The sequence below is a fragment of the Massilia sp. LXY-6 genome, from assembly GCF_051233485.1.
Taxonomy (GTDB): domain Bacteria; phylum Pseudomonadota; class Gammaproteobacteria; order Burkholderiales; family Burkholderiaceae_D; genus Telluria.
In genome coordinates, this window is record NZ_JBKFGF010000035.1 from 1 (window position 1) to 13485 (window position 13485).

At 64.0% G+C, this 13485-nt stretch carries 10 protein-coding genes and 1 rRNA gene; 6 read left to right on the plus strand and 5 right to left on the minus strand.

Annotated features, from left to right (window positions below; translation table 11 throughout):
• The first annotated feature begins 176 nt into the window (after window positions 1–176).
• Window positions 177–289 (plus strand): 5S ribosomal RNA (rrf, locus tag ACI48D_RS16015).
• Window positions 290–373: 84 nt separating this feature from the next.
• Here rrf and ACI48D_RS16020 read toward each other — a convergent pair.
• Complete coding sequence (locus ACI48D_RS16020; RefSeq protein ID WP_435572231.1) at window positions 374–2215, minus strand: DEAD/DEAH box helicase; 1842 nt, start codon at window positions 2213–2215, stop codon at window positions 374–376.
• Window positions 2216–2379: 164 nt separating this feature from the next.
• Between ACI48D_RS16020 and ACI48D_RS16025 the strand changes: the two genes are divergently transcribed.
• The 4 genes from ACI48D_RS16025 (at window position 2380) to ACI48D_RS16040 (ending at window position 7513) form a co-directional block, all read left to right on the plus strand.
• The gene (locus tag ACI48D_RS16025; RefSeq protein ID WP_435572232.1) at window positions 2380–3252 is read left to right on the plus strand and encodes a cytochrome b/b6 domain-containing protein; all 873 of its coding nucleotides are present in this window, start codon (window positions 2380–2382) and stop codon (window positions 3250–3252) included.
• On the plus strand, window positions 3249–4028 hold the full coding sequence (locus ACI48D_RS16030; protein WP_435572233.1) for a molybdopterin-binding protein: 780 nt from the start codon (window positions 3249–3251) through the stop codon (window positions 4026–4028). Before ACI48D_RS16025 ends, ACI48D_RS16030 begins: the two co-directional genes overlap by 4 nt.
• A 167-nt stretch (window positions 4029–4195) precedes the next feature.
• Window positions 4196–6754 (plus strand): prolyl oligopeptidase family serine peptidase, encoded by a 2559-nt coding sequence (locus tag ACI48D_RS16035; protein WP_435572234.1) that lies wholly within the window; start codon window positions 4196–4198, stop codon window positions 6752–6754.
• A 204-nt stretch (window positions 6755–6958) separates the two neighbouring features.
• Window positions 6959–7513, plus strand: a complete 555-nt coding sequence (locus ACI48D_RS16040) for a metal-dependent hydrolase (protein ID WP_435572235.1) — start codon at window positions 6959–6961, stop codon at window positions 7511–7513.
• Window positions 7514–7613: 100 nt separating this feature from the next.
• Here ACI48D_RS16040 and rraA read toward each other — a convergent pair whose 3' ends face one another.
• From rraA to ACI48D_RS16055, 3 genes are read right to left on the minus strand one after another with little or no spacing between them, the layout of a single operon-like run.
• Complete coding sequence (gene rraA, locus ACI48D_RS16045; protein WP_435572236.1) at window positions 7614–8129, minus strand: ribonuclease E activity regulator RraA; 516 nt, start codon at window positions 8127–8129, stop codon at window positions 7614–7616.
• 57 nt (window positions 8130–8186) lie between these two features.
• Entirely contained in the window at window positions 8187–10148 is a 1962-nt protein-coding gene (locus tag ACI48D_RS16050; RefSeq protein WP_435572237.1) for an aconitase family protein, read from the minus strand.
• 32 nt (window positions 10149–10180) lie between these two features.
• Entirely contained in the window at window positions 10181–11644 is a 1464-nt protein-coding gene (locus tag ACI48D_RS16055) for an MFS transporter (RefSeq protein ID WP_435572238.1), read from the minus strand.
• A 235-nt stretch (window positions 11645–11879) separates the two neighbouring features.
• Between ACI48D_RS16055 and ACI48D_RS16060 the strand changes: the two genes are divergently transcribed.
• Window positions 11880–12548 carry a glutathione S-transferase family protein gene (locus tag ACI48D_RS16060; RefSeq protein ID WP_435572239.1) on the plus strand — a complete coding sequence of 223 codons (669 nt, stop codon included), beginning with the start codon at window positions 11880–11882 and terminating at the stop codon, window positions 12546–12548.
• Here ACI48D_RS16060 and ACI48D_RS16065 read toward each other — a convergent pair.
• On the minus strand, window positions 12545–13453 hold the full coding sequence (locus ACI48D_RS16065; RefSeq protein WP_435572240.1) for a LysR family transcriptional regulator: 909 nt from the start codon (window positions 13451–13453) through the stop codon (window positions 12545–12547). The genes ACI48D_RS16060 and ACI48D_RS16065 overlap by 4 nt on opposite strands.
• Window positions 13454–13485 lie beyond the last annotated feature (32 nt).

A 13485-nucleotide genomic window follows, 5' to 3' on the forward strand; every position in this document is an offset into this window, starting at 1 on the left:
GAAGTGCAGTAATGCATTAAGCTAACCGATACTAATTGCCCGTACGGCTTGTCCCTATAACCTTGGCAGTCAATGCCGGGTAATGACAGCTGTTTGTTGATACCAGAATACAAAAAACTACTTCTTCCGGATTCAGCGTGACGCTTGCATCGAAAGCGACACGCGTACAAGTCATGCCTGATGACCATAGCAAGTCGGTACCACCCCTTCCCATCCCGAACAGGACCGTGAAACGACTTTGCGCCGATGATAGTGCTGCAACCAGTGTGAAAGTAGGTTATCGTCAGGCTAATTATTATGCAGAGCCCGCCCAGTTAAGTCTGGGCGGGCTTTTTGCTTTTGTAGGCTGAAAGGGAGGGCATCCCCGCGGATGTCAGACCGCTTGCAAGACTCCCATCGCCCTTTCCATTTTCACCGACAAGGACGAGCTGTCGCTCTGCGTCATCACGAGCTCGTGCGTGGCCCTCGTCATTGCCACATACAGCAAGCGCGCTTCGTCCTGGAGATCCAGGTCCTTACCGGCTTCGGCACCAATTCCGGGAATGCACACCAACGGAAATTCCAATCCCTTACTGCTGTGCATGGTGATCACTTTCACACTGTCATGCGATGGCGAATAGGAGTGCCTTTTATCCTGTTGCCACTGGAACGGAATGCCTTTTCGCGCAAGGGCGTCGACCAGTTTTTTTCCAATACCGTAATGGCGGTAGATTACCGCCATATCATTCCAGGGCATTCCTAGTCTGTTGGCCTTGGTCAGCTGGTTTGCCAAAAATTCCGCTTCGTCCCGGATCGTCGGCAGTTTGACGAGCAAGGGTTTCGGGCCACGGCGGCCGGCGCTCATCGGCAATACGGTCGGCGCCTGATCCTCTTCTGCATCTGCGGGCGACAGCAGGTCGTCGGCAAACGCACGCGCCACGGCGAGGATTTCCGCCGTGTTGCGGTAATTCAGTTTCAGGATTGTCGTACGGCCTTTGGCCTGGATGCCGACACTGGAGAAGGAAAACCGGGATTTCTTCTGTGGGCTGTAGATCGATTGAGCGTCGTCGTACAGTACGAGAAGCGAATTCGATTCGGGGTGAACCATCTGGACGACCAGCTTGAACCATTCCGGTTTGAAGTCGTGTCCTTCGTCGATCAGGACGGCATCGTATTGTGCAGATGGGATCAGTTTCTGGTCGACGGAACGAATGATGCGCTCAACGCAGGCTTCGAAAAAGGCGTTCGCATCGCCATCGTTGACCGGCTTGCCGGCATGGTAGGCATCGAGCTGCCTGACGCACCAGGCGTGAAAGGTGGCCACGTTGACTTTGTCCTGCAGGCCTTTCGCTTCCATCACACTTGCCAGTTTGGTTGCCAGGGTTTTGTTATAGCAGAGGATCAGGATCGGCCGCTGGGTAGACTTGGCGAGGTGCTCGGCGCGGTAACCGAGGATGAGCGTCTTGCCGGATCCGGCTACACCATGAATGACGCGGTGTCCTTCGCCAAGGCTGCGGGCCAGTTGCTCCTGTTGCAGGTCCATGACGCGCAATACATCCGGAATCTCGACGGCTTTTTGTCCGGCGTCGTCGAGCACGTCTTGTCGAGCCGGAATGCGAACTTCCGGGAATATATGCCAGCGGATGCGTTCGATCTGCGGCAAGGACAACTTCATCTTGAATTTAATTGGGAACATTTCCCATAGCCGCTGCTGGAAGGATTCCGGATCGGCGTGTTCCGTCATCTCGTCCTGACAAATGACGAGGTGCGCCGGGAGGACATCTGCCATGTCCGTCCTGTCGAACTGCTTGCGTGTGATGTTTGTCAGTACGACCCCATGGCCGTAAGGGAAAAACGGTTTGCCTTTCAGTGAGCCGCTCGGCCATACCAATAGCGGATCACGCTCGAGCTTGTTCGTGACGGCAAACATGTACTGGCGTGCTTGCTCGAGCGGGTTCAGTACACGCTTGATGTCCTGGCCGACGAAGATCTCGGCGTGTTGCTTATCAATACTGCTGATCGTGTCGAGCCGCCAATCCTTGACTTCCAGGACCAGCAGGCCCCTGCTGGGGTGGAAGACGACGAAATCCGGGTGCTGAGTGCGATGTCCGATCGAGACGTCGTACCAGCACAGGTAATCGTCTTCCAGCTTGTCTTCGAGGCGCGACGCCAGCCGTCGTTCGCCGGCAGTCATCCGCGATGCGCAGGAACCGATTGAGGGAATAAGCGTTGCCACGACAGCTCCTTGTTTGGAGCACAGAATACACTATCTCGTCGGCACTACGCCTGATGGTCAAGTAGACAGCGGCCGCGCGAGTGCTATCCTGTAAGAGACCGGCACCGATCGCCTTCCCCGGTGGTCGAACGATGGCAAGACGCCGGCCTTTTGGAGTCAGGGCCATGCATCGTGTCACGTCACAGATAATGCCGGCCAGCGCCGCGGCAAGCGATCGCCAGCTGTTCTACCGGCATCGGCTACCTATCCGCATCATGCACTGGATTAACGTCATCAGCTTCTTCCTGATGCTGATGAGCGGGCTCGGCATCTTCAACGCCCATCCTCACCTGTACTGGGGCACACAGTCGGATTTCGAGGCCCCGCTGCTGTCGATCAGCGCCCGGTCCGGCCCCGATGGCCAGGCGCACGGTGTCACGCAGGTCGGCTCGCACGTCTTCGACACCGACGGCGTGCTGGGCGCGTCGCATGCCGGTGGGGCAGCGCAGCAGGTCGAGCGGGCGTTCCCGTCCTGGGCGACCATCCCTGGCCAGCAATACCTGGCGACGGCACGCAACTGGCACCTGTTCTTTGCCTGGGTTTTCGTGCTCAACGGCATTACCTATGTGGCCTTTACGGTGTTCAGCGGCCATCTGCGGCGTGACCTGCTGCCGCGCAAGGCTGAACTGCGCGGGATCGGCGGCTCCCTCAAGGACCACCTGTTGTTTCGCCATCCCGCCGGCGAGGCAGCCAAGCGCTACAACGTGCTGCAGAACCTCACCTACCTGATCGTGATCTTCGTCCTGCTTCCGTTCATCGTCCTGGCCGGCCTTGGGATGTCGCCGCGCCTGGATACCCTGTTCGGCGGCTGGGTCGATCTCCTCGGCGGGCGGCAATCCGCGCGCACGCTGCATTTTGCTGCGGCTTTCCTGCTGCTGGCCTTCGTGGTCGTGCACGTGTTCGAGGTTATCGTCACCGGGCTGTGGAACAACCTGCGCTCGATGATCACGGGCTACTACCGATTGCCCGAGCATAAGGATGAGGAGAGGGCGCCATGATTACGATGACGCGCCGGCGATTCTTCAGGCTGGCCGCCGGCTCGGCACTGCCGGGCGCTCTGACCGGCTGCGATCGCCTCGCGGCGAGCGACTCCTTCAACAGCATGCTGCGCAGCGCCCAGTTCCTGAACAAGCGCGCCCAGGCGCTGCTGACAGGGCGCGAGGCCATGGCGCAGGAATTCAGCGAAGACGACATCGCCGACGAGTTCCGCAGCAACGGCACGGCGATGCCGGACAGCCGCCTGTACCATCAATTGCTGGCCGACCAGTTCCGCTCCTGGCGGCTGCGGGTCGGCGGACTGGTTGCGCGGCCCGCGCAGTTCAGCCTGGCCGATCTGCAATCGATGCCATCGCGCACCCAGATCACGCGCCACGACTGCGTCGAGGGCTGGAGCGTGATCGGCAAGTGGACAGGTCTACCGCTGCGGCACCTGCTGTCGCGGGTGCAGCCGCTGCCGATGGCGCGCTACCTCGTGTTTCATTGCGCCGACCCGATGGACGGTTCCGACCTGCAGGCACCGGGCTCGACCTATTACGAAAGCATCGATCTGGTCGAGGCGGTCCACCCCCAGACAATCCTGGCGTATGGACTGAACGACCAGCCGCTGCCGGTCAAGAACGGCGCGCCGCTGCGGCTGCGGGTCGAGCGCCAGCTCGGCTACAAGCAGGCCAAGTACCTGATGCAGATCGATGTCGTGGACCGGCTGGAGCATATCCGCGGAGGCAGGGGCGGGTACTGGGAGGATCTGGGGTATGAGTGGTATGCCGGGATCTAGCGTATGAAAGCTGCCTGCTGAATGTCCGAATAAGTCCGTAGCAAAAATTCCTCGCCAAAAATTTGATGTTGCTCTGAAAATATTTCTATGGCAATGTCCAATTTCACGGCGGCGGAAAACCCATCCTCTCCGTGGATCCACGTATTCGATAAAAAAACGGAGAACCCATGCAGGCGAAACACCTGATCTACGGCATCATGAGCGCCACGCTCGCAGTCGGCATGACGCCCACCGCGACCGCAGCGTCGAAGGCGGCAACATCCCCTACCGCAAGCGCGTCGAGCGCCTATAACCGGCCGCCGAAGGAAATCCTCGACGTGATGCGCGCGCCGCCGCCGCCATCGCCTTCGCTCAGCCCGACCCGCGACAAGCTGATGCTGGTTACGATGGACGAGTACCCGTCGATCGCCAAGGTGGCCACGCCTTTCCTGCGCCTGGCCGGCGTGCGTATCGAGCCGGGTAACCAGAGCCAGCACGATACGCCGGGCGGCTACGGCATCCCGCCGTGCGTGAGCGCCATCGACCTGGTCCAGGTTGCGGACGGCAAGCAGACCGCGGTCAAGCTGCCGGCCGGCGCCTGCCCGCGCCGCCCGGTCTGGAGCGCCGACGGCCAGCGCTTCGCCTTCGAGAACATCAGCAGCGAGGCGGTCGAGCTGTGGGTCGGCGATGCCAGGACCGGCGCCGTGCGCCGCCTGCCGGGCGTGCGCCTGAACCAGATGTTCGGTGACCAGATGCAGTGGATGCCCGACCAGAAAACCTTGCTGGTCAAACTGACGACGGCGCAAAAGGCGCCACCGGAGGCACCGCCGGGCTCGGACGGTCCCGGCATCCAGGAATCGCTGGGCGCGACCGGCCAGAGCAGCACCTATGAAAACCGCGACACGCTGCGCAATCGCCACGACGAACAGCTGTTCGAGTACTACGGCAGGTCGCAGCTGGCCCTGGTCGATGCCGCCAGCGGCAAGATCACGCCGGTCGGCAAGCCCGGCCTGTACGAAGAGCTGGATGTGGCGCCGGACGGCCGGCACGCGGTCGTCACCGAGATCCGCCCGCCGTATTCCTACGTCACCACCTTCGACCGCTTCCCGAAACAGATCGACATATGGGACCTGACGCAGCGTCCGGCCAAGGGCGCCAACCCGGTGGTGCACGAAATCGCGGCGCTGCCGCTGGCCGACCGCGTGCCGAACCGTGGCGTGCCGGTCGGTCCGCGCAACTTCAGCTGGCGTCCCACCGAAGCCGCGACCCTGGTCTGGGCCGAGGCGCTGGACGGCGGCAATCCGAACGTCCAGGCGGCCGAGCGCGACAAGCTGATGATGCTGAAGGCGCCGTTCAACACGGCCCCCGTGGAAATCGCGCGTACCGAACAGCGCTACGCGGGGCTGAACTGGAGCGAGCAGCCGGGCGTGGCCCTGCTGAGCGACTATGACGTCAACCGCAAATGGGTCCGCACCTGGCAGCTCAACGTCGACGATGCGAAGAACGCGCGCCGCCTGGTCTGGGACATGTCGAGCGACGAGAAGTACGCCGACCCCGGCCGCCCGGTGCGCCGCCAGCTGGCCAACGGCTTCTCGGTGATCCGCCAGGACGGCGACACGATCTTCCTGTCCGGCGCCGGTTCCTCGCCCGACGGCGACCGTCCCTTCCTCGATAAATTCAACCTGAAGACGCAGCAGTCGGAACGCCTGTTCCGCAGCACAAAAACCTCCTACGAACAGTTCATCGGCTTCGCCGGCAACGACACCGGGCGCCTGCTGACCTGGTACCAGTCGGCCACGGAAACCCCGAACGCCTTCGTGCGCACGCTGGGCGCCGGCAGCGCCGCCGCCGCCGGCGAGCCGGTCTATGCCTCGTCCGGGGTGGCGCTGACCCGCCTGACGGACCCCACGCCGGAAGTCCGCCAGATCAAGAAGCGCCTGGTGAAGTACAAGCGCGCCGACGGTATCGAACTGTCGTTCACGCTCTACACCCCGCCGGGCTACAAGGAGGGCACGCGCCTGCCGACCATCCTGAACGCCTATCCGCTCGACTATGCGGATGCGTCCAAGGCCGGCCAGACCACCGGCTCGCAGGCCACCTTCACCCGCCTGCGCCAATACCGTTTGTTGCTGCTGTCGGGCTACGCCATCATCGACAGCGCCGCCTTCCCGATCGTCGGCGATCCGCGCAAGGCCTACGACACCTACACCGAGCAGCTGGTGGCCAACGCCAAGGCGGCCGTCGACGAAGCCGTGCGCCTGGGCGTGACCGACCCGGAACGCGTGGGAGTGACCGGCCATAGCCACGGCGCGCTGATGACCGCCAACCTGCTGGCGCATTCGAGCCTGTTCCGCGCAGGCGCCGCCACCAGCGGTTCGTACAACAAGTCGCTGACGCCCTTCGGTTTCCAGAACGAGCGCCGCTCGGTGTGGGAAGCGCCGGACGTCTACACCAAGGCCTCGACCTTCTTCTACGCCGACAAGCTGAAGACACCGCTGCTGATCGTGCACGGCGCCGACGACGCCAACCCGGGCACCACGCCGCTGCAGTCGGTCAAGCTGTACGAAGCGATCCGCGGCAATGGCGGCGTGACCCGCCTGGTGATGCTGCCGCACGAGCCGCACTGGTACGCGGCGCGCGAGTCGAACGAGCAGCTGGTGTACGAGATGCTGCGCTGGTTCGACAAGTACGTGAAGAACGCACCGGCCGCTACCCCGGCGGCCGGCACGCAAACCGCCAGCCGCTGAGCGAGGGCTGTTCGACCGGCACCTCGGCCGCGCAGCCACGGACCACTTCGGCGGCGCCGACCACCAGTGGCTTCGTGGGCTGCCCGGCGCGGCACTGCCGGACATCGGCGCCAATTGCAAGGAGACGTTTCAAACCCGTTTTTTTTCGGGGCCAGACAGTATAGTGCGGCACCTCCTCATTTGCAGCAAGGTCTTGCCCGCACCATGGCTTCCAATCACGCACATCACGCAACCGGGCTGGCCGCCGGATTGATTGCCGCCGTCCTCGTCTATCACGCCGGCGCCGGCGGCCCCTACCAGGCGTGGAGCGTTCTTGCCGCAATTACCGGAAGCGCCGGGGGAACCGCTCCCGACTGGCTCGAAGTGGCATGGTGGTCGAGAAAAAGAAAGCTCTGGATTACCCATCGGACCTTGACGCACTGGGGCATCGGATGGTTTGCCTTGCTGGCGTGTTCCTTCTTGGCGCTCAACAGGGTACCCTGGGCGCCCTTGCCGTTCGGCTTCGCGGCCGGCGGCATCATGCATTTGCTGGCAGACTGGCCGAACCCGCTGGGAGTCCCGTGGCTGATGGGACGGCACTCGCTCAACTTGTGGAAAAGCGGGCGATGCGACGTCATCGTCATCGCCCTGGCCTGGGCGCTGGCATTCGTCGTTGCCGATCGCGTGCTTGCCCACGATGGCCATGTGCGCGCGCTTGCCGGGTTTTCGCTGCAGGAACTGCACAAGCTGCGCGCCGCCGTCGCGGCAGCACGCATCTAGACAGGCACCGATTGCGCGCTGTTCGGCACTGCCGGAGCCGTCGGCCTCGAGCGTGCCTTGAGCTCGAAGCCGGCGACCCGTTTTACGGCAACAAGTACTTTCATGCGGAGCTCCTCGGATTGACTTCCTCGGTACAGACGATGATCCCATCCTCGTCCGCGTACAGCCAGCTGCCGGGTACGAAGCGCACGCGCTGGAAGGACACCGGGGCGCCGCGCTCCACAGCGCCGAATTCGCGCGGCCGGCAAGGGATGGCGCCGAGTGCGTGCACGCCGATGTCGATCGCCGCGAGCGCGCGGACGTCGCGCACATAAGCGTTCAGGACGACGCCCGCCCAGCCATTGTGCCGGCCGAGTGCCACCAGCTGGTCGCCGAGCACGGCCCATTCGTCGTTGGCGTGTCCGTCCACCACCAGCACGCGTCCGTGCCCCTCCTCGGAGAGCAGGTCGCGCAGCCGCACAACGCCGCCCGGCTTGGCCGGCGCGGCGGTGGCTATCTGTCCGCAGTAGGCGGCCCGCCCGCCGAAGGAGCGCAGGCCCGGCGCCAGCACCTGCAGGCCGTCGGCGCGGTCCAGGAACAGGTCGCACAGGTCCGCCGTGGAAAACAGGTTTTCCATGTCGATATCTCCAAGATGTGACCAGGCACGGGGCAAACCTTGCCTGGCGGTGGTCTGTCAGCCGGGATGGCGGGCCCGCAGTTCGGCGAACGAGACCAGTTCGCCGGCGATGGCGCTGGCGGCCACCGTCGGCGGGCTGGCCAGCCAGACCTTGCCCGGGCCGGAGCGGCCGGGGAAGTTGCGGTTGATGGCACTCACCGTGATTTGTGCGGGGTCTGTCGACGACCCCGGTCCACAGTTGGCGCAGGCGCCGCAGGCCGGTTGCAGCAGCTCGGCGCCGACCCGTTCGAAGGCATCCAGGTAGCCGCGTTCGATGCAGTAGTCGCGCACCGCCGTGGTCCCGAACTGCAGGTAGAGCCTGACCGCGGGCGCCACCCGCAGGCCGCGCCCGGCCGCCCAGGCCAGCACCTCGTGGTAGTGATCGAAGTCTTCGCGCTTGCCGGCCGTGCAGGAACCACCGTAGGCGATGTCGAACTTCACCCGCTCCTGCAGCTCGCCCAGCGGGATGCCGTTGCCGGGGTCGCCCGGCCTGGCGACCATCGGGCTTAGTAGCGGGCAGTCGATCGCGATGGTGTCGGCATACTGGGCGCCGGGGTCGCTGCGCATCCACGGCTCGATGCTGAAGTCGACGCCGCGGCGTTCGCGCAGGAAGCGCACGGTCTCCTGGTCGGGCGCGACGATGCCGGAAAACCCGCCCAGTTCCGCGCTCATGTTGGTCAGCGTGCTGCGTTCATCCGTGGACAGCCGGGCGACCGCGCTGCCGGCGAATTCGAAGATCTTGCCGACGCCGGCGCCGGCCTTGATCTGCGGCGTGGCCAGCAGGTGCAGTATCAGGTCCTTCGCGGTCACGCCCGGCGGGATGTCGCCGTTGAACTCGACCCGCAGCGAGCGCGGGACCGTGAAGCGCACCGCGCCCGTCACCATGCTGTTGGCCAGGTCGGTGGTGCCGACCCCGAAGGCCAGGCAGCCGAGCGCACCGCTGTGCGGCGTATGCGAGTCGGTGCCGACCACGACCTGGCCGGGCAGGGCGTAGGACTCGGCCATCATGGCATGCGAAATGCCTTCCGAGCCCTCGCCGGCGGCCACCTCGGCGCCGCCCAGGTAACCGTGGTTCCGGATGCCGTAGTCCGCGGCGAAGGCGCGGTGCGCGTCCGACAGGTGGCGCAGGTTCGCCATCAGGCCGTTTTTCAAGTGCATCGGACTGCGGTTCGAGTAGGACAGGTGGTCTTCGAAAGCCAGGATGGTTGCCGGATCGTGCAGCGTGAGCGGACGGCCGAACTCCTTGTGCAGCATATGCGTGCACATGCCCGTGTAGTACTCGTGGATGAAGCGCCAGTCCGCGCGCACGAAGCCGCCGCTTCCCGCGTCGAGCGTGGCGGGAGCGTCCGCGGTCGCCACCAGGTGGCGCGCCAGGATCTTCTCGGCCAGGGTCAGCGGGCCGCTGGCGGGAAGCACCACCTTGTGGCTGACTTCGCGCATCCGTTCGCGTCCGTAGCGCAGCAGGCCGCCGCTGCGCAGGATCGCGGCGGCCACGCTGTCGCGCGAGGCGACCAGTTCCTCGATGCCGATCGGCTCGCCGCGGGCGATGCGCTCGACCAGGCCGAAGTCGGTGGAGGTGAACAGGCCCACGTTGTCGGCGTTCTGGCGGTAGATGCGCTCGAAACTTTCCGCAATCACCAGCCGGATGCCGGCTTCGCGCTCCGCCACCGGGCTGTGCTCGCGCGAGGAACCCTTGCCGTAGCGCTTGCCGGCCACGGTCACGCAAAAAGCGCCGCGCTTGACGCCGTTGACACCGATCGGCAGGCGGCCGCCGCATTCCAGGCCCACGTAGGGATAATGCCCAAGTCGCTCGTCGTAATCGGTGAGGACGCTCAGGGGCGTGATCTCGTCGGTCGAGATATCGTCGCGCAGCGGGCCGGCGTCAAGCAGCGTCAAATCCCGGCCGTCCAGTTGCGCTTCGATCCGGGCCGGATCGGAGGACAGGAACAGGATGCGGCCGGGGAGAGTCAGGGTCGTCATTGCGGTATCGGGATACATGGGATGTCTGGGCTTCAGCGGGAGATCGACTCCAGCGCCACGTTGCGGGTACGCGGACCGAACACGCCGATCGCCAGCATCACGAGCGCCATCGCGGCGCTGATCATCAGGAACACCCCGGTCACGCCGAAGCTGTGCAGGGTGCTCGAAATGATGAAGGCGGTGAAGATGGCGGAGAAGCGGCTCCAGGAATAGACGAAGCCGACGGCGCGCGCGCGGATGCCGGTCGGGAACAGCTCGGTCTGGTAAGCGTGGTAGCTGTAGGAGATGATGTTGCCGGCAAGGGTGAGGCAGATGCCCATGCTGATCAGGAGCAAGGCATCGCGTGCCTGGCTGAAGACGAGGCCGCACACGATATTGACCGCGGCCATGGTGACGATCACATGCTTGCGTTCGAAACGGTCCGCGATCAGCAGGCCGAGGAGGGGGCCCAGCGGCGCGGCGATGGCGATCAGGCTCGAGTACATCAGACTGGTGGTCACGGTGATGCCCTGCTTGACGAGCATGGAGGGGACCCAGTTTGCGAAGCCATAGTAGCCGACGGTCTGGCAGACATTAAATACCGTCATCATCGTGGTGCGCTTGCCGTAGGGACGCACCCACAGGTCACGGAAGCTGCTTTTGGCGACCACCGGCTCCGGCGCGGCGGGCGCCGGCAGTTCGCGGCCGTATTCCTTGCGGGCTTTCGCCTCCAGATCGCACATGATCCTGTCGGCTTCGGCATAGCGGCCTTTCAGGGCGAGCCAGCGCGGGCTCTCGGGCAAGTGGCGGCGGATCCACCATACGAACAGGGCGCCGTGGCAGCCGATGATCACCACCATGCGCCAGCCTTCCATGCCGAACACGGTCCTCGGGACGAGTGCCGAGGAAATGAAGGCGACGACCGGTACCGCGCAGAAGCCGACCGCCTGGGCCAGCGCAAACGCACGCCCGCGGATCTGCTTGGGGACGATCTCGGTCAGGTAGGTGCCGATCGTGACCATCTCCACGCCGATGCCGATGCCGACCACGAAGCGCCAGAAGTTCAGGCCGAATGCGGTCGTCTGCATTGCCATGATCAGGTTGGCGGCGGCGTACCAGATCAAGGACCAGGTAAAAATGCCGCGCCGGCCGAAACGGTCGGCCAGGAAGCCGCAGCACATCGTGCCGATGAACAGTCCGGAGAACAGGGCGGCAATGAAGCTGGCCACGCCGGTGGTGCCGAACAGGCCACCCGTGGCCGGCGTCAGGATGCCGCTCTTGACGAGACCGGGTGCGACGTAACCGGAGTAGAGCAGGTCATAGATCTCGAAGAAATAGCCGAGCGCGAGCAATGCGACCAGCTTCCAGATGCTGCGTGTGGCGGGAATGCGGTCGAGCCTGGCAGAAATCGTGCCGGCGTTGTGGACCGTCTCCGCAGCGGCCGCGGATGCCGTGCTTTGTCCGGCAAACAGGTGCGCGCCCGTCACGGCGCCGGCTTCCGGCAAGGGATTTGACATGCTTTGTCTCCTGAAAAGCCGCTCTGCGCCGGCTTTGTGCTTGTTTTTTAGGGATCGCAGGCCAGCCAGGGGCGGGCATATTGCGACTTATAAGTAATATAACCACGGGTGGCTGGGCAATACAGTGACGTATCGGGATTGCAGCCTTCTCGATGCGAGAGGGCAGCGTATGGCATGGGACGCTGAAAGATGCCCCACAATAGAGCCGACCCCCAGCCAATCTCCAGTAAACACCATGATCACTCTCTATCACTGCGTAGGCGCCAGATCGTTCAGGCCGCTTTGGACGCTCGAAGAAATGGGGCTGTCTTATAGCCTGAAGGTGCTGCCGTTTCCACCGCGCGTACGCTCCCGGCCATTTTTGGAAGTCAATCCCCTTGGCACGGTCCCCGCCTTTTTCGACGGCGACTGCAGGATGACCGAATCGGCCGCCATTTGCCAATACCTCGCGTCCAGGTATGGGCCGAGTCCCCTGGAAGTCCTGCCGGCGGAGCAGGACTTCGGAGCGTACCTGAACTGGCTGCATGTTGGCGAGGCGACGCTGACATTTCCGCAAACGATCATCTTGCGATACGGGCGCTTCGAGGTGCCCGAGCGGCGTTTGCCGCAGGCCGCGGAGGATTACCAAAAATGGTTCCTGGCGCGCCTGCGGGCGGTGGATGCGGCAGTCGGCGAACGCGCTTGGCTGTGCGCCGGCCGCTTCACGGCGGCGGACATCTCGGTCGGCTATGCCTTGCTGCTGGCGGAGTACATCGGCCTGGCGCCGCAATTTCCGGCGGCGGTGCGCGCCTACTTCGACAGGCTCAAGGAGGTGGATTCGTTCCAGCGATCCCTGCGGGCGGAGCGGCAGGCCGCGCTCGCGCAGGACGTGGATCCGACCCCTGCGCCGCTAAGCAGCAGCTAGTCTTGCCGGGACAGGAAGTTGACCAGCGTGGCAGCCGCTGCGGTCAACTGCTCGCGCCCATTCGCGACGATGACGAGTTGCCGGACAGCCCACGGATCGGCCAGCGGCACCATGACCAGGTCCAGGCTGCTCGCATTCGGTTCCCCCATCAGGTGCGGTATGACGGCTATCCCCAGCCCGGCGCGCACCATCCGGCATAGCGCATCGATACTGCTCACCCGGAAACTGATGGACATCGAGATCGGGCTGCCAAGCCGCGCAGCTTCCTCCGCGATCCTCAGGCTCAAGGTGCTCTTGCTCGGCAGGCTCACGAAATTCTCGTGCACGACTTCGGCCAGCGTCACCTGGGGCGCGGTGGCAAGACGGTGGCTGCGCGGTACGGCCAGGCTCAGCCGGTCAGTCCGATAAGGCCATTGGGTAAAGCGCTCGATGCCCGGAATGACGTTGCAGATGCCGAAATCGGCGCTGTGCTCTTCGATCGACCTGAGGACGTCGGCACTGTTCTGTTCCTCGACGTCGATGCGCACGTCCGGGAACTGCCGTTGGAAGGAGGCGATGTCTTCGGGAAGGAACTGTACGATCGAGGACAAATTGGCGACCAGTTTGATATTGCCTTTGGCCCCCGAAAAAAACTGGGAGAGTTCCGCACCGAGGGTCTCGATATTCCCGATGACCAGCTGGGCATGCCGCAACAGCGTTTCACCGACCGGCGTGATCGCGATACCCCGCGATTTGCGTTCGATGACGGGCAGGCCGATGGCGGCTTCGATCTCGGCGATGCGGCGGCTGACCGCCGACGGTGCGATGAATTCCCGTTCCGCGGCACGGGCAATATTTCGTTCCTGGCATACCGCGACGAACAGGCGCAGCGAGGTCAGGTCCAGCTTTCTCAGCAAATTATTCATGAACCGATGAGGCAAGGATGAATGGCAAGGGA

Coding starts and splice junctions, on each gene's coding strand:
- ACI48D_RS16050 (WP_435572237.1), bottom strand. CDS start 10,148: ATGACGACCCTGACTCTCCCCGGCCGCATCCTGTTCCTGTCCTCCGAT.
- ACI48D_RS16055 (WP_435572238.1), bottom strand. CDS start 11,644: ATGTCAAATCCCTTGCCGGAAGCCGGCGCCGTGACGGGCGCGCACCTG.
- ACI48D_RS16030 (WP_435572233.1), top strand. CDS start 3,249: ATGATTACGATGACGCGCCGGCGATTCTTCAGGCTGGCCGCCGGCTCG.
- ACI48D_RS16025 (WP_435572232.1), top strand. CDS start 2,380: ATGCATCGTGTCACGTCACAGATAATGCCGGCCAGCGCCGCGGCAAGC.
- ACI48D_RS16040 (WP_435572235.1), top strand. CDS start 6,959: ATGGCTTCCAATCACGCACATCACGCAACCGGGCTGGCCGCCGGATTG.
- ACI48D_RS16065 (WP_435572240.1), bottom strand. CDS start 13,453: ATGAATAATTTGCTGAGAAAGCTGGACCTGACCTCGCTGCGCCTGTTC.
- ACI48D_RS16035 (WP_435572234.1), top strand. CDS start 4,196: ATGCAGGCGAAACACCTGATCTACGGCATCATGAGCGCCACGCTCGCA.
- ACI48D_RS16060 (WP_435572239.1), top strand. CDS start 11,880: ATGATCACTCTCTATCACTGCGTAGGCGCCAGATCGTTCAGGCCGCTT.
- rraA (WP_435572236.1), bottom strand. CDS start 8,129: ATGGAAAACCTGTTTTCCACGGCGGACCTGTGCGACCTGTTCCTGGAC.